The 22,958-nt window shown below is 31.8% G+C and carries 15 protein-coding genes and 1 pseudogene; 7 read left to right on the top strand and 9 right to left on the bottom strand.

Annotation, left to right across the window (positions count from 1 at the left end; translation table 11 throughout):
• Positions 1 to 45: 45 nt before the first annotated feature.
• Positions 46 to 1,509 (top strand): O-antigen ligase family protein, encoded by a 1,464-nt coding sequence (locus CA_RS16945; RefSeq protein WP_010966567.1) that lies wholly within the window; start codon positions 46 to 48, stop codon positions 1,507 to 1,509.
• 32 nt (positions 1,510 to 1,541) lie between these two features.
• On the opposite strand, the gene sufU is transcribed toward CA_RS16945, so the two are convergent.
• From sufU to sufC, 5 genes are read right to left on the bottom strand one after another with little or no spacing between them, the layout of a single operon-like run.
• Entirely contained in the window at positions 1,542 to 1,973 is a 432-nt protein-coding gene (sufU, locus tag CA_RS16940; protein ID WP_010966566.1) for a Fe-S cluster assembly sulfur transfer protein SufU, read from the bottom strand.
• Positions 1,963 to 3,189 carry a cysteine desulfurase gene (locus CA_RS16935; RefSeq protein WP_010966565.1) on the bottom strand — a complete coding sequence of 409 codons (1,227 nt, stop codon included), beginning with the start codon at positions 3,187 to 3,189 and terminating at the stop codon, positions 1,963 to 1,965. The genes sufU and CA_RS16935 overlap by 11 nt, the downstream gene beginning before the upstream one ends.
• On the bottom strand, positions 3,182 to 4,282 hold the full coding sequence (gene sufD / locus CA_RS16930) for a Fe-S cluster assembly protein SufD (RefSeq protein ID WP_010966564.1): 1,101 nt from the start codon (positions 4,280 to 4,282) through the stop codon (positions 3,182 to 3,184). The genes CA_RS16935 and sufD overlap by 8 nt, the downstream gene beginning before the upstream one ends.
• An 18-nt stretch (positions 4,283 to 4,300) precedes the next feature.
• Entirely contained in the window at positions 4,301 to 5,701 is a 1,401-nt protein-coding gene (gene sufB / locus CA_RS16925; RefSeq protein ID WP_010966563.1) for a Fe-S cluster assembly protein SufB, read from the bottom strand.
• A gap of 12 nt (positions 5,702 to 5,713) precedes the next feature.
• A complete protein-coding gene (sufC, locus tag CA_RS16920) occupies positions 5,714 to 6,460 on the bottom strand; it encodes a Fe-S cluster assembly ATPase SufC (RefSeq protein ID WP_010966562.1) in 747 nt (248 codons plus the stop codon).
• Between the two features lie 352 nt (positions 6,461 to 6,812).
• On the opposite strand from sufC, the gene CA_RS16915 reads away from it, so the two are divergent.
• Positions 6,813 to 8,075, top strand: a complete 1,263-nt coding sequence (locus CA_RS16915; RefSeq protein ID WP_010966561.1) for a membrane protein — start codon at positions 6,813 to 6,815, stop codon at positions 8,073 to 8,075.
• 57 nt (positions 8,076 to 8,132) lie between these two features.
• Here the strand turns inward: CA_RS16915 and CA_RS16910 are convergent, their stop codons facing one another.
• Positions 8,133 to 9,050, bottom strand: a complete 918-nt coding sequence (locus CA_RS16910; protein WP_010966560.1) for a response regulator — start codon at positions 9,048 to 9,050, stop codon at positions 8,133 to 8,135.
• A gap of 453 nt (positions 9,051 to 9,503) precedes the next feature.
• Between CA_RS16910 and CA_RS16905 the strand changes: the two genes are divergently transcribed.
• The 5 genes from CA_RS16905 to CA_RS16885 all read left to right on the top strand — a co-directional run bounded on the left by CA_RS16905 (position 9,504) and on the right by CA_RS16885 (position 16,546).
• On the top strand, positions 9,504 to 10,904 hold the full coding sequence (locus CA_RS16905) for an APC family permease (RefSeq protein ID WP_010966559.1): 1,401 nt from the start codon (positions 9,504 to 9,506) through the stop codon (positions 10,902 to 10,904).
• Positions 10,905 to 11,066: 162 nt separating this feature from the next.
• Positions 11,067 to 11,924, top strand: a complete 858-nt coding sequence (locus tag CA_RS16900) for a DegV family protein (RefSeq protein ID WP_010966558.1) — start codon at positions 11,067 to 11,069, stop codon at positions 11,922 to 11,924.
• A gap of 210 nt (positions 11,925 to 12,134) precedes the next feature.
• Positions 12,135 to 12,587 (top strand): MarR family winged helix-turn-helix transcriptional regulator, encoded by a 453-nt coding sequence (locus tag CA_RS16895; protein ID WP_010966557.1) that lies wholly within the window; start codon positions 12,135 to 12,137, stop codon positions 12,585 to 12,587.
• Positions 12,588 to 12,674: 87 nt separating this feature from the next.
• Positions 12,675 to 14,429 carry an ABC transporter ATP-binding protein gene (locus tag CA_RS16890; RefSeq protein WP_010966556.1) on the top strand — a complete coding sequence of 585 codons (1,755 nt, stop codon included), beginning with the start codon at positions 12,675 to 12,677 and terminating at the stop codon, positions 14,427 to 14,429.
• Positions 14,426 to 16,546 carry an ABC transporter ATP-binding protein gene (locus CA_RS16885; RefSeq protein WP_010966555.1) on the top strand — a complete coding sequence of 707 codons (2,121 nt, stop codon included), beginning with the start codon at positions 14,426 to 14,428 and terminating at the stop codon, positions 16,544 to 16,546. Before CA_RS16890 ends, CA_RS16885 begins: the two co-directional genes overlap by 4 nt.
• A gap of 38 nt (positions 16,547 to 16,584) precedes the next feature.
• On the opposite strand, the gene CA_RS16880 is transcribed toward CA_RS16885, so the two are convergent.
• The 3 genes and pseudogenes from CA_RS16880 to CA_RS16870 all read right to left on the bottom strand — a co-directional run.
• Positions 16,585 to 19,134, bottom strand: coding sequence for a leucine-rich repeat domain-containing protein (locus tag CA_RS16880; protein ID WP_010966554.1), 2,550 nt, complete (start codon positions 19,132 to 19,134; stop codon positions 16,585 to 16,587).
• 28 nt (positions 19,135 to 19,162) lie between these two features.
• The gene (locus tag CA_RS16875) at positions 19,163 to 21,589 is read right to left on the bottom strand and encodes a leucine-rich repeat domain-containing protein (protein ID WP_010966553.1); all 2,427 of its coding nucleotides are present in this window, start codon (positions 21,587 to 21,589) and stop codon (positions 19,163 to 19,165) included.
• Positions 21,590 to 21,923: 334 nt separating this feature from the next.
• Positions 21,924 to 22,646: pseudogene (locus tag CA_RS16870) on the bottom strand (Ig-like domain-containing protein); the annotation flags it as partial.
• Positions 22,647 to 22,958: the final 312 nt, after the last annotated feature.

Genomic DNA, 22,958 nt, shown 5'->3' with positions numbered 1-22,958 from the left:
TTAGAAGAGAATAAAGGTGTTATGAGTTGATGGAGGTAACTTGTTTTGACAAATGGAAAAGTAGTTAATCTTGATTCAAGTAGGAAATTTAGGGATTATGATAAATTTATTATATTAATGTTGAGTCTAGTAATTTTTTTGGTACCTTTGGTAGTGTTTTTGAAACCTATAAAAATAGATAGTGAATTACTAAGAAGTTTAACAGGATTACAATATAATTTTGATTTTTTTTCCTACTATAAAATGATTGTATTTATAATAATTAGTTTAGTTATGCTGCTATATTTTTTGTACAAACTTATAAGGAAAGAGATTATATTAGAGAGTACAAAATTTTATATTCCTATTATTATATATGGAGCATTTATAATAATATCAACTATTTTATCACAGCATAAAGATATAGCACTATTTGGGTATTTAGAGAGATATGAAGGAATGATTGTTCTAATATTTTATTTGCTCAATTTGTTAATAGTTATAAATTCGGTTTCTAATGATAGAAGTCTTAAAATAATAATAATAAGTCTTATGAGTTCTGCTTTTATTATATGTATTATAGGCATTTCTCAGATATTAGGGCATGACTTTTATCAAAGCTATTTTGGAAGACGTGTTATTTTACCAGGAGAGTATAAAGCTTATGCAGATGGTTTAAGCTTTAGTTTCCCAAAGGGTACAGTTTATGGAACGTTGTATAACCCTGATTATGTTGGAAGCTATATGGGGATGATTGTTGGTCTAGCTTTTATATTGTGTTTATGTTTGAAAAATAAAAAGTATAAAGCTGTAACTGGAATAATAGGAACATTAGCTTTTATTAATATAATTGGAAGTAATTCTAGAGCGGGATTAGTTGGAGTTGTAGTTGCGTTGATTACAGCGGTTGTGTTTATAAGAAAGAAAATAAAGAAAAATATTTTAGTAGGTATTATTCCTCTAATATTGATAGTGATTATATTTGGAGCTTTAAGTACAAAAGGGAGTACAGCTATAATAAATAAGTTTAAGACAACTGCTTCTGAAGTTACAAAGATATGCAAGGGTAGTGAGTATGAAAAGCAAAGTATAGGCTCTGGAAGAGGATACATATGGGGAAAATCAATTAAGCTGTTAGAAGATACTGTAATTATGGGATATGGACCTGATAATTTTGCAGCATTCTTTCCTAAAAATGATCCAGCAAGGAAGGTACTTAAAGGTGTAATTATAGACAAACCACATAATATGTATTTACAAATAGCTATTAATACAGGAAGTATATCACTGATGGCTGTACTTGCATTATTTATAATGTACATAATAACAAGTTTTAAATTATACTTTAGAGCTGAAATGGACAATCTATATAATATATTTGGTTTAGGGATATTTATAGCATTTTTAAGTTATACAGTAACAGCATTTTTTAATGATAGTGTTATATCTGTAGCACCAGTATTTTGGATACTTTTGGGGATGGGAATTAGTATAAATATAACGCTTAAAGCTGATAGAGATAAATTATAAAAAAAGTGTTACGCGTAAATTCGCGTAACACTTTATTTTTTTTCGTTAATGCATTCTTCAAAAGTATGCCATGCTAGTACGGCACATTTTACACGTGCAGGCATATTTGAAATGTTTTTAAATGCTAATGCATCCTCAAGCTGCTCAAGCTCAGCTTCATCTGTTATCTCTCTTTTTATCATTCCAATAAAGGTTTCAACAAGCTTTTTTGCTTCTTCAACAGTTTTACCTTTTATAAGATCTATCATTATAGAGGTAGAAGCTTGAGAAATAGCACATCCAACGCCAATAAAAGCAGCATCTTCAATGACATTATTTTCAATTTTAAGTTGAAGGGTTATATCATCTCCGCAACTTGGATTATGACCGTTTTCAACTAAAGTGGCATCTTCAATTTTGTGCTTATTGTGTTTTGATGCATTGTGTTCAGTTATTATTTCTGTATAAATAGAATTAAGATCCATAACCTAACCACTTCCTTGTATTTTTTAATCCCTCTACTAAGGCATCTACGTCTTCTCTTGTGTTATAAAAATAGAAGCTAGCTCTGCAGGTTGCATTTACATCCATATACCTCATAAGAGGATTTGCACAGTGATGACCAGTTCTTATTGCAACACCATATGAATCAAGTATTGTAGCTACATCATGAGGATGAACATCATCCACGTTAAAAGATATAACACCGGCTTTTTTAGAAGCATCCTTTGTTCCATAAACTTTTACATATGGTAGTTCAGAAAGTCTTTCTAGTGCATATGCAGTAAGTTCCTTTTCTATAGCATATACTTTATCTAAACCTACTTTGTTTAAGTATTCTATGGCAGCAGTTAAACCTACGGCACCACCTACATTTTGTGTACCACCTTCGAATTTATGAGGAACCTCAGCAAAGGTTGTTTTCTGTTCCCAAACGTATTCTATCATATCTCCACCAAACATAAAAGGAGGCATTTTTTCTAAAAGAGCTTCTTTTCCGTATAAAACACCTATGCCCATTGGTGCTAGCATTTTATGGCCTGAGAATACTACAAAATCAGCATCTAAAGCTTTAACATCAACCTCCATGTGAGGTATGCTCTGAGCTGCATCAAGGATTGCAATAGCTCCTACGCTATGCGCTTTCTTTATTATGTCGTTAACAGGATTTATGGTTCCAAGAACATTTGAAACGTGAGTTACTGAAACTATTTTAGTTTTTGAAGTTATTTTACTTTCAAATTCTTCATGTGGAATTATTCCGTCTTCATTAAGATACAAATACTTAAGTACAGCACCCTTTGCTTTTGCAACCTGCTGCCAAGGAACAAGGTTTGAGTGATGTTCTGCAATAGATATTACAATTTCATCACCAGCATTTATAAAGTTAAGTCCGTAAGAATATGCTACTAAGTTAAGTGCTTCAGTAGCATTTCTTACGAATACAATTTCTTTACTCTTATTTGCATTTATAAAATCCTTAACAACATCTCTTGCTCCTTCATATAAGTCGGTAGCCTTAACGCTTAAAGCATAGGCTCCTCTATGAGGGTTTGCATTTGATTTTCTGTAGTAGTCATTTACTGCATTTATTACAGAAAGAGGCTTTTGAGTAGTAGCAGCATTGTCAAGATAAACAAACTTATGACCATTAAACTCTTGGTCTAAGGTAGGGAAGTCTTTTATATACTTATTATTCATTTTCCAGCCTCCTTCTAATACTTGTTGAGATTTTATTTTTTATCTCTTCTGATGGTATTTGATTTATAATAGGATTAAATGCAGCTTCGATTACAAGCTTCTTTGCCTCAGTTTCACTAAAACCTCTGCTCATTATATAAAATAATTTATTTTCATCTATTCTTCCAGCACTAGCTGCATGCTGACCATCTACATCTTCTTCTGTACACAAAAGTATTGGAACAGATTTATTTATAACATGTGGACTTAAGAGAACAGTATATTCTTCTTCTTCACCTTTTGATTTCTTACAGCCCTTTTTGAAATCAAGAGTTCCTCTAAAAGTTTTTTTACTTCTATCCATTAGGGCTCCTCTTGTTTCTATATTACTTCTTGCGTCTTTTCCATAGTGATTTATTAGATAATTTATATCTATAACTCTATCTTTATCACCTAAATAAATTGACTTAACGTTTGCAGAACTTCTGAAACCTGAAAGATCATCGGTATAGTTTGTTACTGCATATTTTGAACCTAGGTCAACAGCAGTATAGTTTACTACAGCGTTTTCTTCAGTTTTAACAGTGTGAGCATCTAAATGGAGACTACTTCCAGAAAGTGTTTGTATCTTTACTAAATTTACTACAGAATTTGCTTTTGCATAAATTTGAGTTAATCCATTGTGAAAGGAAGTTGTGTTTTCATCAGAATCATAGTTTACAACAACAGTGATTTCACTGCCTTCTTCTGCAATTATTAAGTTGTTATCAACTACAGTATTATTAGCTTCATTCATATAATAGTTTATAACAATGGGTTCACTGCATTTACTGTACTTAGAAGAATGAACGTAAACACCAGTGTTATAATCATTTTTTACTTGATTAAGTGAAAGTTCATCTATTCCAGTGTAAGTACAGGTTCCATTGAAGTCAGAAGAAATATTCTGAGACATTTTATTTACTTCAATTCCGTCATTCTTAACGGAAGTTATATATTCATTATTGTAAGGAACTACTTGAGGTAAGGCTTCATTTATATTTACGTTATTTACCCCGAGCCATCTCCATGTTCTTACGGGAATATTATTTATTTTTTTTAGTGTATTTTCCATAGTCTAAAATCACCTACCCTAATTTCCTTTTAATTCTAACTTGATTAAGTTATTCATTTCAACAGCGTATTCAAGAGGAAGTGCCTTTGATATAGGGTTTACAAAACCTCTAACTATCATTGCTCTTGCTTCATCTTCGCTTACACCTCTTGACATAAGATAGAATATAGCATCATCGCTTATTCTTCCTATTTTTGCTTCATGTCCGATATCTACTTCATCATTAGCTAAATCCAATGCAGGAATTGTATCTGATTGTGAAATATCATCAAGCATTAAAGAATCACAGGAAACAGAAGATTTACAGTGATGAGCGTTTTCAGTAACTTTAACAGAACCTCTATATATACAAGTTCCACCGCCTTTTGAAATTGATTTTGCGCTTATAGTAGAAGATGTATAAGGTGCTGCGTGGACAACTTTGGTACCTGTATCAAGATGCTGACCTTCTCCAGCAAAGGTTACTCCAGTATATTCTGATTTAGCACCTTCGCCCTTTAGGATACTCATAGGGTAGAGCATTGAAATTTTTGAGCCAAAGGAACCAGATACCCATTCAATAGTTCCATTTTTTTCAACTACAGCACGCTTTGTATTTAAGTTAAGCATATTCTTAGACCAGTTTTCTATAGTTGAATATCTCAAGGTTGCATCTTCCTTAACATAAAGTTCAACACATCCAGCATGAAGATTTGTAACATTATATTTTGGAGCAGAACAGCCTTCTATGAAGTGAAGGGTTGCGCCTTTTTCAACTATTATAAGAGTATGTTCAAACTGACCTGCGCCAGGAGAATTTAATCTGAAATATGATTGAAGTGGTATATCAACATTTACACCTTCTGGAACGTAAACAAAGGAACCACCAGACCAAACTGCTCCGTGAAGGGCAACAAATTTGTGATCGCTTGGAGGAACTAATTTCATGAAGTATTCTTTTACTATATCTTCATATTTATTTATAGCTGTCTCCATATCTGTATATATAACACCTTGTTTAACGAGGTCTTCTTTTATACTGTGGTAAACAACCTCTGAATCGTATTGAGCTCCAACACCAGCTAAGGATTCTCTCTCCGCTTTTGGTATACCGAGCTTTTCAAAAGTATCTTTTATATCATCAGGAACCTCATTCCAGCTTCCTTTCATTTCTGTATCAGGTCTTACGTAAGTAACAATGTTATCCATATCGAGTTCATCTAAAGAAGGACCCCAGCTAGGAAGTTCAGTTTTGTTATATACGTCAAGACATTTTAATCTAAAATCTAACATCCACTTTGGATCATGTTTTTCCTTTGAAATTTTTTCTATAATCTCTGGAGTTAAGCCTTTATTTACTTTATAGCTGTATCTATCTTCATTTTTTATATCATAAACACCGCGCTCGAGATTTTTAAATAAGTCTTTTTTTGCTTCCATGAGAGCACCTCCTTAAACCATTTTTTTAAAGTCAACAAAACCCTTAGTATTTATTTCATTCATTAAAGAGATATCTCCATCTTTAACAATTTTTCCATCCAATAATACATGAACAAAATCAGGTTTTAAAGATTCAAGAATTTTGCTGTTGTGAGTTATTATAAGAAGAGAATTATTTTCATTTTTAAACTTACTTATTCCCTCTGAAACAATTTTAACAGCATCAACGTCTAGACCAGAATCTGTCTCATCTAAAATTGCAAGCTTAGGGTTTAACATTAACATTTGTAATATTTCATTTTTCTTTTTTTCTCCACCTGAGAAACCTACGTTTAAATCTCTTTCTGAATAACTTTCATTCATTTCTAGTAATGCCATTTTCTCTTTTAGCTCTTTTCTAAAAGCCATTAGCTTTATTGGCTTTCCTTCAGCCTGAGTCCTAGCACTTCTTATAAGATCACTAGCTGTTATTCCAGCAACTTCTTCAGGGTTTTGGAAGGATAAGAAAATTCCTTTTCTTGCTCTTTCATCTGTTTTAAGATCAGTTATATCTTCACCCTCAAAGTTTATATTTCCGTTCGTAATTTTATATTTTGGATGCCCCATTATTACATTCATAAGAGTTGATTTTCCAGCACCGTTAGGTCCCATTACTATATGAATCTCACCTTTTCCAACTGTTAAATCTAAACCTTTTAATATTTCTTTGCCATCAGCTTCTGCATGTATATTATTAATTTGTAAAAGTTTTTCTCCCATTTAAAATTCACTCCTGAACTATATTAAATTTAATCTTGACCATTTAAGTCGGAATTCATATTTATATTCTATAACGAAGGTATAGTATTGTCAATGTTTTTACCAAAACTCTAGTATTTAAGAGATAGAATTACAGAAAAGAAAATTCATACTCAGGCTGAATACCATTAAAAAGGTTAAATGGTAACGCCTTTTAAGTATGTATAAATTATTAATTGACTATATTAAAGTGGAAAAACATATAAAAACACATCCTAGTATGATATAATTTTTGATGGAATCTTTATGGATTTCGTGTAGTATAATTATAGTTAGTTACATTTTAAAACTTGATTTAATAGGAGGTAAAATATTGGGTGAAATAATGAATAGAGAAAGCAAAAAATTTTATTTGTTTTCGGGTATTATAGCCTTTGCTATTTGTGTTATTTGGGTAATATTCGTAAAAACAGCTCCGTATTCTGATTTTAATTATTATAATACATTAGCGAGGAGCATTGCGTCTGGAGGAGCGTGGGGAGATACATATACTTCAGTTGGATATGCTGTGGCACTTGGATATGTATATAAATTTTTTGGTGCAAGCATAATTGTAGGAAAAACGTTTAACTTAGTTCTTACACTCATAAGTTACGTTACACTTTTTAGTTTGCTTAGAAAATTAAATATAAGTGAAGCCAAGAGAAAAATAATATTCTTAATGTTTATATTTTTTCCATGCAATATTTTTTATAATAGTATTCTTGCTGTGGAGATATTCTTTACTACAATATTTCTCATAATTGCGAATGTGTATTTTTCTAATAACAAGTTCAAATATATAATCATAGGAATTTTATCTGGAATTGAAATTATGACCAAGCCATTTTTCTTAGTGTTTTTCTTTGCAATATTTTTAGTAGAGGTTATTACTGAAAAAAAATTCATCAAACCTTTATTGAATTCCATTATAGTTTTGGTTTTGTCGTTGATTGTAATATCACCTTTTGTATATAGAAACACAAAGATGATGGGGCAGTTTACTTTTGTATCAAATAATGGAGGAATAGTTTTATATATAAATAACAATTCTCAAAACAAGTGGGGAAGGTGGATGGATGTAACAAAGGTAGAGAATTCCATTGCACTTACAAAGACCTATAAGGAAGCAAATATGACGCAGAAAAATCATATGCTTAATAGCGCAGCAAAGAAATGGATAATATCCCATCCTATTGGATTTGTAGAACTAGGACTTAAAAGGCTTTTAAATACTTATTACGTTGGTGATGATATAATATTTGCTTTTAACGGAGCAAATTTAGGAAGTTCGGTGGAACATCTTTTACTTGTGATTACAAATTTAATAAGAAACATTATATTCATACCTGGTACAGTTGGTATAGTAGCTTATAGCATTTTTGTTATATCAAAGCTAATAAAGCGTAAAAGTGAAGAAGTGGATAAGTTTTCACTGTATTCCCTCGTATGTTTTTATATGTTTACTTGCGTATATTTTGTAACAGAAGGACAAGGCAGATATGGTTTTCCATCAATACTTATATTCATATTTTTCTTCTTGAATATAATAAAGATTGATAAGCTATTTGAAAAGAAAAAGAGTGTTTTTTATTAAATAAATGGGAAAATGAGGTGCTCAAATAAACAGCATCTCATTTTTATTTTAGAGCGTTTAGTTATATTTTTTTAGAGATTCCATATAAAGTACCTTAATAAATTTGCGCATATTGACTCTAACATGTGATTTGGTAGGAATAACTGCATCTTCAAGCTCTAGCATCTTTTTTCTGATTTCCGAAAAATCGAAGAACTTTGAAGAGTATTCTTCGAATTTTTGATTTGAGTAATCTATTAATCCAAGTGATGCAAGATGAGTCATAGATTGGGCTATAGCTCTTCTTACTCTTTGTTCTGACGCCTTTATTTCTTTTTTTATTTCAACTTGAGGGGCCGATTTAGAAAGCTTTTTTTCTGCAAGTTTAAGAAATATATTTTTTAGTGGAGGAAAATCATTTAAGGTGGGATTAAGCTCATTGTGTATACAAATAAGAATGTCTAATAAATCTTTACTTCCATTTTCCCCTAGTATACCTAGTTCTGTGAGAATAAATTCGCCCGAAAGCATAATATTATCTTCCTCAGAAAAGCTTTCCGTTTTTTTGACTTTTTTATCAGCATCCATAAGAGATAATATATTTTTTATATCATTTATAGATTTTTGTAAACGAATATTATTAGATACTTTTTCAATTATATTTATAAATTCAAGTTTGTTTATAGGTTTAATTATATAGTATTCAATTCCAAGAGAGTATGCTTTTCCTATAACTTCTTTATCGCTAATCTGAGATATCACGATTATCTTACCTTTAAAAGGATTTTTTAAACTTTTTATAGTTTCAAGGCCACTTTGGGCAGGCGTTAATAAATCCATTATAAGTATATCTATCTTTTTTATTAAGAGAGCTTCGTAGGTTATATATTCTAAACTGCGTGAAGTATTAATAACTTTTCCTATATCATAGTCTTCAATGATATCAGTTAGCATTGATACTACAGATTCATTATTATCTGCAATGAAAAAGTTCATAATTAGCTATCCTTTCTAAATTAATGTAGTGTTAAGGAACATGTAGTTGAATTCTAAATATAAGATATAAGTATTTCCTAAGAAATATTAAAGAGTTTTTTTGAATAATGAATAAAAAAATAATTTATTATTCAATTGTGTGATTTTGTTAAATAAAGTTAATACTTTATATTTTAATAATTTTAATAAAAAAATTCAATGCATAACTTGTAGTTTTACGTTATTATTAGTAGTATTGGCTTTATAATATGTATATTAACGCATATATTTTTGATAATTATACAATTTGGTTTTGTGAAATTGTGAATAAAAATACGGTTATATAAATGTAAAATTGAAATTTGTATAATTATATAAATTTTCATATGGTGCAGGACGTGAATTGTTGCGGAGGCTAGAGTTAAGTGGTCTCTATGAGCGGAATTTATTTATATTTTAGGGGGGATGAAGTGTATGGAGATTTTTAGAAAGAAGACTGCTGAGGATTTTCAAGATGAAGCCAGCAGTAGTAATCTTAAAAGGGGACTTACAAGTTTTGATCTTGCGGCGATAGGGATAGGCGCTGTAGTTGGAACAGGAATTTTCGTATCCACTGGACAAGGAGCAAAATTAGCAGGTCCATCTGTAGTGATTTCATTTTTAGTAGCAGCTGTAACCTGTGGATTATGTTCTCTTACGTATTGTGAACTTTCATCTATGTTTTCTGTATCAGGAAGCACATATTCGTATTCATATATTGCTTTTGGAGAAATTATAGCATGGATAATAGGTTGGGATTTAATGCTTGAGTATTTGGTAGCGGCTTCAGCAATTTCTTCAGGATGGTCCAGCACGCTTATTGGTATAGTAAAAAACTATGGAGTAAATGTGCCAGATGCTCTTACAAAATCACCTTTATCAGGTGGAATTGTAGATTTACCAGCAATTTTTATAACTTTGGTAATAACGTTTCTATTATACAGAGGAGTTACAGAAAGTGCTAAGATAAATAATGTAATAGTTGGAGTGAAGATATGTATAATAGCTCTCTTTGTATTTTTAGGAATTACTCATGTTAAGGTTACAAATTATCATCCTTTTGTACCATATGGTGTTAATGGAATAATGTCAGCGGCTGCAATAATATTTTTCTCATTTATAGGGTTTGATGCCATAGCAACAACTGCTGAGGAAACAAAAGATCCTAAAAAGGATGTGCCCAAAGGACTTCTTATATGTTTTGGAGTAGTTGTTGTGTTATATATGTCAGTAGCTATAATACTCACAGGAATAGTTCCTTATACTAAAATTGATATAAATAACGCATTACCAGGAGCCTTATCTAGCATAGGTATAACATGGGGATCAGCGCTTGTTGGAGTTGGTGCAGTATTAGGTATGATTTCAACTTTATTAGTTATAATGTATGGTCAGATAAGAATATTTATGGTTATGTCAAGAGATGGGCTCCTTCCAAAGGTATTCTCAAGCGTAAACAAGAAGCACAGTACTCCGGGATTATGCACGGTAATAACAGGAGTGTTGGTATCCATAATAGCAGGTTTCTTGCCTCTAAAAATGATAATGGAGCTTTGTAATATAGGAACTTTATTTGCGTTCATACTTGTATCTTTTGGGGTAATAGTTTTAAGATATACTATGCCTAATGTTGAAAGAAAGTTTAAATGTCCAGGAGTTCCATTTACTCCTTTAGTAACAGCATTCTTCTGCTTTTACATGATGATTCATCTTCCGCTGTTTACATGGTTAAGATTCGGTGCATGGCTTCTTATAGGGTTTGTAATTTATTTTGTTTATGGTTCTAAGCATAGTAAAATGACAGCTAGGGATAGAGGTAAAGAAGAAGTAAGCTGATTTTATCGATATAATGATACTATATAAAACAAAGAACATCAATTTCTGTTCTTTGTTTTTGTTTTCTAAGGAATACTTTACCTTTTTATTAATATATGCTATATTGTGAATTAATAAAAGGTTATGAAGAAGGCATGATTCTATGAATAGGAGATGCGTATTATGGCAGTGAAGATTTTAACAGATAGTACAAGTTGTATGAATAATGATTTGATAAATAAATTCCATATAAATTTAGTGTCACTTAGTGTGTCTTTTGATGATGAGAGTTTTAAAGAAAAGGATATAAGTAATGAAGTGTTTTACGAAAAAATGAATGAGAAGGGAATTCCTAAATCTTCTCAGCCGTCTATAGAAGATTTGTGCAGTGTTATGGAGGAAGTGGTAAGTGTTGGAGATGAGCTCTTATGCATATTCATATCATCGGATATGAGTGGAACGTACTCTACAGCACATATTGCAAGAGACATGGTTATTGAAAAGTATAAAGATGCCAAAATAGAAATACTAGATTCGAGATCTAATTGTATGCAGCTTGGTTTTGCAGCTATAAGTGCAGCTAGGGCAGCAATGGATGGAAAAAGCTTAGAAGAAGTAAAACTTGCAGCAGAAGAGAATATGAAGAAAAGTAGATTTTTATTTATACCGGATAATCTTGTCTACCTAAAAAAAGGTGGAAGAATAGGTGGTGCAGGTGCGCTTATAGGAAATCTATTAAAAATAATTCCAATACTTACAGTTGAAGACGGAAAAACATCTGTATTTGCCAAAATCAGGACAAAGAAAAGAGCTGTAGAAACCATGGTTCAGAGAGTTCTAGAGGATACAGATAAGTTTGGAATGGGAGGAATAGCGGTTCATCATATAAATTGTTATGATGAAGCTAAAAGACTTGCAGAAACCATAAAGAATAAGTTTAAAGTAGATCCTATAATATGTGACATAGGACCCGTAATAGGACTTCATGTTGGACCTGGAGCTATAGGAATTGCCTATTATACTGAAAAGAATATGAGATAAATAAAAGCTTTGAATCTATCTAGATTCAAAGCTTTTATTTATCTCATATTATGCAAATATAAAAATTATATAAACTGTATTGACATAAGATAAAAATAGAAATATAATTAGGTTACCTAATAATTTATTAGGCTAATAATTTAAAAACCTAATTATATTTTTATATAAATTAATTTGTGATAATGAAAACTGTGTTTAAAGGAGGATAAAATGGATAATAAAGAAAAAGAGATAGCAGATAAGTTACTTTTAGCACTTAATCAAATTAGGAAAATTAAGTTCCATCCAAAGCATGTAGATGGAATAACTCATGCAGAAATGATGCTTTTAGTATGCATACAAAAATCTCTTGAAGTTGAAGAAGGCGGGGTTAAGGTATCCCAGCTTAGTAAAAGATTAAAGATAGCATCACCAACTGTAACTCAACAAATAAACAGTATGGAGAAAAATGGTTTTGTAGAGAGAAGTATGGACTTAAATGACAGAAGAGTTGTAAGAGTTCATATTACAGAAAAGGGTGATGAGCTCCTAAAAAAAGCTGAGAAGAATTTTTGGAAGTTTATTGAAGGCTTAATTGAATATATGGGTAATGAAAAAAGTGAAAAATTTGCAGAACTTTTATTAGATTTAGCTGATTACATGAACAAGCAACACAATCAATAAAGAACCAAGTTAAGCTGAGTCTAAATATTTAGAACGTATCTAGATTGAGTTTTACGAAGGTTTTAATATATATAAGGAGATGAAATAATGATTAAACTACTAAAAAAGTTAAAGCCATTTTGGATATCAGTAATAGCATTATTATTCCTAGCATTTTTTCAATCAATGGCTGACTTGTATTTACCCACACTAATGTCAGACATCGTAAACAATGGTATTTCAAAAGTTAATTCAAAAGGAGTTAGCACACCAGATGTTCCATATATATGGCAAACAGGAGGAAAGATGATCCTAGTAACGGCAGGAAGTATGATTTGTGCTATACTAGTTAGTCTTTTAGCTTCAAAAATTACTATGGGACTTACAAGAAATATAAGAAAAGAGTTATTTACAAGAGTAGAAAGTTATTCTATGAACGAGTTTGATAAGATTGGTACATCATCATTAATAACACGTACTACAAATGATATTACACAAGTACAGAATGTTGTTATAATGATGCTAAGAATGCTTATCACAGCGCCTATGATGAGTATAGGTGGACTTATATTAGCATTGCAGAAGGATAGAAAATTGACAATAGTTTTAGCAGTTGCTATACCATTTTTAGCAATTGTCATAGGAATAATGGGAAGAATAGTTGTTCCATACTTTAAAGTAATGCAGAAAAAAATAGATAAGATAAACTTAGTGCTACGTGAAGGACTTACAGGTATAAGAGTTATAAGAGCTTTTGATAGACAAGAAATTGAAAAAGAACGTTTTGCAAAAGCAAATGCTGACTATACTAATCTTGCAATTAGAGCTAATAAAATAATGGCAGGATTAATGCCTATAATGATGTTTGTAATGAATTTAACAAGTATATCAATTATATGGTTTGGAGCAAAGAGAATAGATGCAGGAAGTATGCAAGTTGGAGATATGATGGCATTTACTCAATATGCTATGCAAATAATGATATCAGTTCTTATGGTTGCTGTAATGTTTGTACTTATTCCACGTGCCCAAGCATCCGCAGTAAGAATAAATGAAGTTCTTGATATGAAACCAGAAATAGAAGACCCTAAAAATCCTGAGAAATCAGCTGAGGATAAAAAAGGATATGTGGAATTCAAGAATGTATCATTTAGCTATCCGGGAGCAGAAGAACTTGCATTATCAAATATTTCTTTCAGCGCAAAACCAGGAGAAACTACAGCTATAATAGGTGGAACTGGTTCTGGAAAATCAACTCTCATAAATCTTATCCCTAGATTTTATGAGGCAAGTGATGGAGAAATACTTGTAGACGGAAAAGAAATTAAAAAGATGACACAAAACGAATTAAGATCAAAAATAGGATTTGTTCCACAAAAGGCAATACTTTTCAGTGGAGACATTACTTCAAATATAGAATTTGGAAATGATAATGCTAATTTTGAAGATATAAAACATGCAGCTGAGATTGCCCAGGCAACAGAATTCATATCTAACATGAAGGATGGTTTTGAATCAGAAATAGCAGAGGGTGGAAGTAACGTATCTGGAGGACAGAAACAACGTCTTTCAATAGCAAGGGCTTTAGTTAAAAGACCTGAAATATATATATTCGATGATAGTTTCTCAGCACTTGACTTTAAAACAGATGCGAAGCTTAGGGCTGCATTAAGTAAAGAAACTCAGAACTCAACGGTTATAATAGTGGCACAGAGAGTAAGTACAATAATGAATGCTGACAGAATAATAGTTTTAGATGAAGGAAAAGTAGTTGGAATTGGAACACACAAAGAGCTACTTAATAACTGTGATGTATACCATGAAATAGTGGCTTCACAGCTTAGTGAGGAGGAAATGGCATGAGTGAGAGAAAAAAATCCACTGGAATGAGTAAAGGCCCAGGTGGCGGTCCACCAATGGGAAGACCAGCAGAAAAGGCAAAGGATTTTAAAGGGACTTTCAGAAAGCTTCTTAAATATTTAGCACCTTTTAAAATGAGATTTTTAATAGTTGTAATAGCAGCAATATTTAGTGTATGTTTTAATGTTCGTTCACCTAAGATTATGGGTAATGCAACAACAAAGCTTGCAGACGGAATTAAAGGAAAGATTATATTAAGTAAAATAAATCCTCAAGAGAAAAAAGTAAATGATGCCGCTAAAAAGTTAAGTACACAAAAATCAAATTTAGATGCTCAAAAGGCAAAATTAGATGCTCAAATAAAAGCTAATCCTATGATGGCTCAAGTTCCTAAGGTAGCTGAAGCAGAAGCTCAAATGACAAAGGGAGAAGAGCAGTTAACTAAGGCGCAAGCTCAAATAAAGGCGGCTCAGAAAAAGATTAGTAATGCTAAAAAAGATACAATTAATAAGTATGGTAGTAAAATTGATTTTGATGCTATAGGCGTAATAATTTTAGAGCTTATAGGACTATATGCAGTAGCTTCGTTGTTTAGTTTCTTGCAGTCATTTGTAATGGCAGGAGTTGCACAGAAAACAGTTTATAACATGAGAAAAGATGTAGATGAGAAGCTTAATAGACTTCCACTTAAGTTCTTTGATTCAAAAACTCATGGAGAAATACTAAGCCGTGTTACAAATGATCTTGATACTGTTGCAACAACGCTTCAACAGAGTTTAACACAACTTATAACAGCAATACTTCAAGTTATAGGTGTAGTTATTATGATGCTTACAATAAGTGGATGGCTTACACTTATATGTGTTCTAACACTTCCTGTTGCTGGATTTGTAACTATGTTTATAGCAAAGAAATCTCAAAAGTTCTTTGCAGGACAGCAAAAAGAGCTTGGAATGATAAATGGACACGTAGAAGAGATGTTCACTGGACATATTGTAGTTAAAGCTTTCAATAAAGAACAAGAATCGATAGAGAAATTCAACGAAATAAATGACAGATTATATAAATCAGGATGGAAAGCACAATTTATTTCAGGAATTATATTCCCACTTATGAACTTTATCAATAACATTGGATATGTTGCAGTGTGCGTTGCAGGTGGAATATTTGCAACAAAGGGAATGATATCTATAGGAGATGTTCAGGCATTCTTCCAATACAATAGGTTATTTACAATGCCTATAATTCAAACTGCAAATATAGCAAATATAATACAATCAACAATGGCCGCAGCAGAACGTGTATTTGAACTTCTTGAGGAAGAGGAAGAAATTCAAGATGCTGAGGATTCTAAAATTGTTGAGTTCCCTAAGGGTGCAGTTAGATTTGAAAATGTTAAATTTGGTTATAAAGAAGGATCTACTTTAATTAACGATATGAACTTAGATGTAAAACCAGGTCAGACAGTAGCTATAGTAGGACCAACTGGTGCAGGAAAGACAACTATAGTAAATCTACTTATGAGATTCTATGAAATAAATGCAGGTAAAATTACTGTAGATGGTGTAAATACAAAAGAAATGAAGAGAAATGACCTTCGTGGAATGTTTGGAATGGTTCTTCAGGATACTTGGTTGTTTAATGGAACAATAAGAGATAATATAGCTTATTCAAAGGATGGAGCAACTGAGGAAGAGATAATAAGGGCAGCAAAAGCAGCACATGCAGATCACTTTATAAGAACGCTTCCTGATGGATATGACACTGTAATAAATGAAGAGGCTTCAAATATATCACAGGGACAAAAACAACTTTTAACTATTGCACGTGTTATACTTGCAAACCCTCAAATATTAATACTTGATGAGGCAACAAGTAGTGTTGATACTAGAACAGAGCTTGCAATACAAAAGGCTATGAATAATCTTATGCAAGGAAGAACAAGTTTTGTAATCGCCCACAGACTCTCAACTATACGTGATGCTGATTTAATACTTGTTATGAATCAAGGTTCAGTTATAGAGCAAGGAAATCATGAAGAATTATTAGAGAAGAAAGGCTTCTATGCTGATCTTTATAACAGTCAATTTACAAGTGGAAACAATGAAGAAATAGGCTAAATAAAAGGCTGTATCACTAGGTGATACAGCCTTTTATATTAATAAACAATAGAGCAGTTTGGTAAAGATTCCTTTAAAGAAGTTTGGTCAGTTGAAGTAATATTGTTTTCAGCTAAAATAAGTATTTTAAGATTTGTTAGATTTTTAAGTGAATCTACCTTAGTAATCTTATTATATGAAAGATAAAGTGTATTTAGTTTGTCTAGAAATCCTAAAGCAGTAATATCAGTTATTTGATTATTATTTAAATAAAGGTATGCCAAATTTTTAAGCTTATTCAATGCTGAAATATCATTTATCTGATTATTTTCCAGATGTAAGTATTGAGCATTAGTGAGGTTACATAAGCAAGAAATATTAGTTATTTGATTATTGCTTAGGCTAATATTTTTTAAGGAATTTAAATTAGCTAATGTAGAAATATCAGTTATTTTATTATTTGATAAACCAAGTACGTTTAAGACAGTAAAATTTTTTAATACATCAATATCCTGTATAGTATTTGAATTTAGAGATAGTGTTTGAAGTTGTTTTAAATTAGTAAGCGACGAAATATCGTTTATTTTATTAGAATTTAAATTTAAAATATTTAATCCAATTAGATTATTTAAAGAAGAAATATTGCTTATTTGATTAGTGGATAAATCAAGCTGATTTAAATTAGTTAAATTACTTAATGCAGAAATATCAGCTATTTTATTTGAAGACAAATTTAAATTTTGAAGCTTTGTTACTACGCTTAAAAAAGCAAGACTACTTAAATTTGTGTTTGATAAGTCAAGTTCTGTTAAGTTAGATAGATTTTTTATTCCATCAAAAGTATTTAGAGCGTTACCGTATAAATCAAGTCTTTGTAAACTGCTTAGGCTCGATAATGCAGTGGTATCTGTAATTTTATTGTTTCCAAGATATAAGTTTTGCAAATTTATTAAAGATCTTAAAGGAGTAAGGTTCGATATACTATTACTATTTAAATATAGGGTGTCTAAACTCTTAAGATTTTCTATTCCAGTTAAATCAGTTATATTAGCATTATTTGCATTTAATGAAGAAATATTTTGTACATCGCTTTCGTATAACGTTCCAGTTTGCTTATTTATGGAGTTTCTAACAGCTGCCTCCAAATTTTTATCTGAAAAGACTACGGGATTATTTACTATTCCATTTACAGAAACGATGCAGGATACATGTTTACTATCATCACTGCTTGAAGCGGTTATAGTTGCAGTACCTTCACTTAATGCAGTTATTTTACCATTACCATCAACAGAAACTTTTGATCCATCGGAAGAGGACCAATGTATATCCTTGTTTGTTGCATTGCCTGGATTAACCGTTGCAGTCAGTGTATATGTATCACCAACCTTTAGGGTATAATTGCTGTTACTAAGAGTAATTGAGTCTACAGGAACTGCTTTTATAAGGCGTATTCTAATAGCCTCGATTCTAAGTCCCTTACCATCAGTACCAGCTTCTTGTCCTTCACGTGTCCAGTCTTGCCAGCCAATATTTTGAACATGAGCTTGATACTCTACTAGATATCCAGGCATGTTCTCTAAATGCATTTTTATAGCTTCAATTCTAAGTCCTTTACCATCAGTACCGGCTTCTTCTCCATTACTAACAGGAGTTTGCCAACCTACATTTTGAACATGAGCCTGATATACTATTTTAGCGCCAATAGGTGCGTTTAGAAGATTTATTTTAAGAGCTTCAACCCGTAGACCTTGTCCATTAGTGCCGGCTTCATTTCCATCATAAACGGGGTATTGCCAACCTACATTTTCAACATGAGCTTGATATTGGATTTTAGAATCAGCTTTGGTTACTGTTACAAAACAAGAATCAGTTTTTTGACCATCTAAAGAAGCAGCAGTTATATTAGCAGTACCTTCATTTAAGGCAGTTATTTTACCAGTGTCATCAACTACAACTGTACTTTTATCAGAAGAAGTCCAGCTTAAGCTTTTATTTGTTGTAGTGTCAGGAGAAAATAAAGCAGATAATGTGTCTGTGTCACCAACCTTTAAGTTTTCGCTATTCTTATTAAGCTTAATAGAATCGGGGTGAACCTTCTTAGAGATTTTAATTCTAATGGCTTCAACTCTAAGACCTTGTCCATCAGTACCAGCTTCTTCGCCATCTTGAACCCAATTTTGCCAGCCGATATTTTGAACATGGGCTTGATACTCTATTGAATAATCAGGCATATTTTCAAGCTTAATTCTAATGGCTTCAACTCTAAGACCTTTGCCATCAGTACCAGCCTCTTCACCATCTTTATACCAGTTTTGCCAGCCAATATTTTGAACATGAGCTTGATAAAGTATTTTGGCATCAGCTGGTGCGTTAACAAGGTTCAACTTTAAAGCCTCAATACGAAGTCCCTTGCCATCAGTACCAGCAGTTTCACCATCCTTAGCCCAAGGAGTTTGCCAACCAATATTTTGAACGTGTGCATCATAGGTTACACCTATATTTGTAGTATTAATAGTATCTGCCTTGTATGTATTTAGTGGAATAAAAATAGAAAATGATATAAAACATACTAAGGTAGATAGTAAATGTTTAAATTTTAATTCTCTCATTTTACATATTCTCCCCTCTTACCATTTGTTAATATGTTGTAACACTACAGTGTGGTAATGCTGCTTTAAATTCAGATACAGAGGACTGATTAAGCGAGGAATCATTAACTATATAAAGATCAGTTAAGCTGGATAAACTCTCTAGTGGAGTTAAAGTTGTTATGTTAGTATAGTTTAAGCTAATTGTAGTCAAAGTACTTATGCTCTTAAGAGGACTTAGGTCAGTCACTTTAGTATAATCTAAGTTAACTAATGTTAGTTTAGATAGGGTTTTAATAGAAGCAATATTATTTAAGGATGAATTACCTGATAAATTAAGAAATCTTAAGTTGTTTAAATTACTTAGAGGACTAATATCGTTTATGGAATTATCATTTAAAGAAAGATATTGTAAATTGCTTAAACTATTTAAAGCGGATACATCAGTTAGCTTATTATTTATTAAATATAGCGATGTTAAATTATTTAGTTTGCTTAAAGGACTTAAACTGCTCAAGGTGTTATTTGACAATGAGAGGTTGTCTAAGTTTGCTAAATTACTTAAGTAAGATATATCGGTTATTTTGTTATTGTTTAAATAAAGATATTGAAGTTTTAGTAGGTTTGAAACAAAGCTGATATCATTTATATTATTATCAAGTAAAGAAAGATGCTGCAAAGTTGTTAGGCCTTTTAAAGCACTGAAGTTACTTGTTTTTATATCATTTAAATCAAGCTCGGATAAGTTAGATAAATTAGACAGGGAACTGATGTCTGTAATTGGATTCTTATCTAATTGTAATGTTCTTAAGTTATCCAAAGCTTTAAGATAGCTAATATCGCTTATATTATTATTTGGCAGGTACAAACTTTTTAGGTTTACTAAATTTTCAATACCATCTAAGTAGTTTATATTTTTAGTTTCAGCATTAAGAGTTGTTATCCCTGTAACATCATTTTTATATAAAGTACCAGTTGGCTTATTTATGCATTTTCTTACCTCAGCTTCTAGGTTGCTATCTTTAAAGGTTACTATATTATTTGGATTGTCATTTACAGTAATAGTGCAAGAAGCTTTTTTTGAACCATCATTGGATGCAGCTGTAATGGTTGCGATACCTTTATTGATACCAGTTATTTTACCACTATTATCAACAGAAATTATTTTATTATCAGAAGAAGTCCAAGTTAAGCCTTTATTTGTGGCATTATCAGGTTTAATTACTGCATTTAGCGAAGCTGTATCACCTACATTTAAAGTAGCTGGAGGGTTATCTAATGCTATTGAATCTATAGGTACAGCTTTAACAAGCTTAATTTTTAAAGCTTCAATTCTAAGGCCTCTTCCATCAGTTCCGGCTTCATCTCCGTCAGAGACCCAGTTTTGCCACCCAACATTTTGTACATGTGACTGATACTCAATTGAATACCCAGGCATATTCACTAGTTTTATCCTAATAGCCTCAACTCTAAGGCCTTTGCCGTCAGTACCAGCCTCACTACCGTCATAGACCCAGTCTTGCCATCCAATATTTTGTACGTGAGCTTGGTAGGCTATTTTAGCTCCATTAGGTGCGTTTAAAAGCCTTATTTTAAGAGCTTCAACCCTGAGTCCTTGTCCATCAGTACCAGCCTCTTCACCATCATTAACGGGAAGCTGCCAACCAATGTTTTCTACATGTGCTTCATACTGTAGTTTTGGATCAGCTTTAGTTACTGTTACAACGCAAGATGCGGATTTTCCGTTATCAGTTGATGTGGCTGTAATAGTTGAAGTACCTTCGCTTAAAGCAGTTATATCTCCTTTAGTATCAACGCTAACCTTTGAAGCGTCGGAAGAATTCCAGATTAAATTTTTATCAGTTGTACTGCTAGGAGAAAATGAAGGAGATAGTGTGCTTGTTTCTCCAACTTTTAAGCCCATTTGAGAGCTATTAAAGGTAATCGAATCAGGATGTACTTTCTTAACAAGCTTAATTCTAAGTGCTTCAATTCTAAGCCCTTTGCTATCAGTTCCAGCCTCTTCACCATTTTGAACCCAATCTTGCCAACCTATATTTTGAACATGAGCTTGATATTCAACTGAATAATCAGGCATATTTAGAAGCTTTATTTTAATAGCCTCAACTCTAAGGCCTTTGCCGTCAGTTCCAGCTTCAGCGCCATTTTGAACCCAATCTTGCCAACCTATATTTTGTACATGAGCTTGATAGGTTATTTTAGCGTCAGCTGGTGCATTAGTAAGATTAAGCTTTAAGGCTTCAACACGAAGACCTTTACCATCAGTGCCAGCTTCTTCACCATCCTTAGCCCAAGGAGCTTGCCAGCCAATGTTTTCAACATGTGCGTCATAAGTTACACCAACCGTATTAGTGTCGGTTGTATCTGCTTTGTATGTGTTTGTAGAACTAAAAATAGAAAATGATACAAAACACGCCAAAGTAGTGAATAAAAATTTAGTTTTTAATCTTCTCAATTTACATAATCCCCCTATTAACCATATATTATATTACAATATATAATTATACTACAAAAAATGTATTTTAAATACAAAAAATACTTTTTTTAAATGAAAAATAAGTATGGTGTAAATTTAAAAGATTACTTTAACTGGAGTTTGTAATTAGTTTTTTTATATAATTAAAAACAGTTCAGTGCCTTATTTAATAAAGCTTTGAACTGTTTTCTTAAGATTACGTGTTAAATTAAATTGTTTTGAGTTAAAATACTAAGCTAACGATAGTAGTTTGATTTGGAGGTCAAACCTAATACTGATAATAAATATTCTTAAATGTTACTAAAGCTTAGTTTTCTGCTTTGACTACAGTTACAAAGCAGCTAGTATTTTTTTTACCATCAACAGATGTGGCGGTTATGTTAGCGGTACCTTCTCTTAAAGCAGTTATATTACCATCCTTGTCAACAGAGACTGTATTGCTGTCAGAAGAGTTCCAAGTAACATTTTTATCAGTTGTATTATCTGGAGAGAAGGTTACGGACAATTTATCGGTATTGCCAAGAGCTAAATTTTCATTGGATTTGTTTAGCGTAATTGAATCGGGATGCACTTTATTAATAATCTTAATTCTAATTGCTTCAATTCTAAGACCTTTACCATCAGTGCCAGCTTCCTCACCATCCTTTACCCAATTTTGCCAACCAAGGTTTTGAACATGAGCTTGGTATTCAACCGAATAGTCAGGCATCCCTAAAAGTTTTACTCGAAGAGCCTCCATTCTAAGGCCTTTACCATCAGTGCCAGCTTCATTACCATCATTAACCCATTGCTGCCAACCAAGATTTTGTACGTGGGCTTGATAGAGTATTCTAGCATCAGCTGGTGCATTAGTGAGATTAATTTTTAGAGCTTCCATTCTGAGACTTTTACCATCAGTGCCAGCTTCTTCTCCGTTAATGCACCATGAATTTTGCCACCCGATATTTTGTATATGGGCATTATAGGTCACTCCTACATAAGAATCGTTGATATCTGCTTTACATTTGATATTTAAGCCTTCAAAGTTAAAAAACATCAAAAACGTTATAAAAATAATTGGTGAGCACATAGATTTTAATTTTTTCAATTTACATATCACCTCTAATTAATATATATAAATTGATATTTAAATTATGTTTATTAAATTTAAGATTGATAGATAAAATGAGTTTTTGTGTGCTGATTTATTCAATAATATTTTTAATTACATGCATACAAAAAATAAAGGAAAACGAAACTATACTATAAAGGTATAAATTAATGCTTGAATTTAGGCTAAAAGTTATTTTACAAATGTAGCATATAGTTATTATAATATACAAAGCGATATATTGTGGTTCGAATAGAA

This window comes from Clostridium acetobutylicum ATCC 824, assembly GCF_000008765.1.
Lineage (GTDB): Bacteria > Bacillota > Clostridia > Clostridiales > Clostridiaceae > Clostridium_S > Clostridium_S acetobutylicum.
Note: the sequence above shows the minus strand (reverse complement) of the source record. Positions and strands in the feature narration are given on the sequence as shown.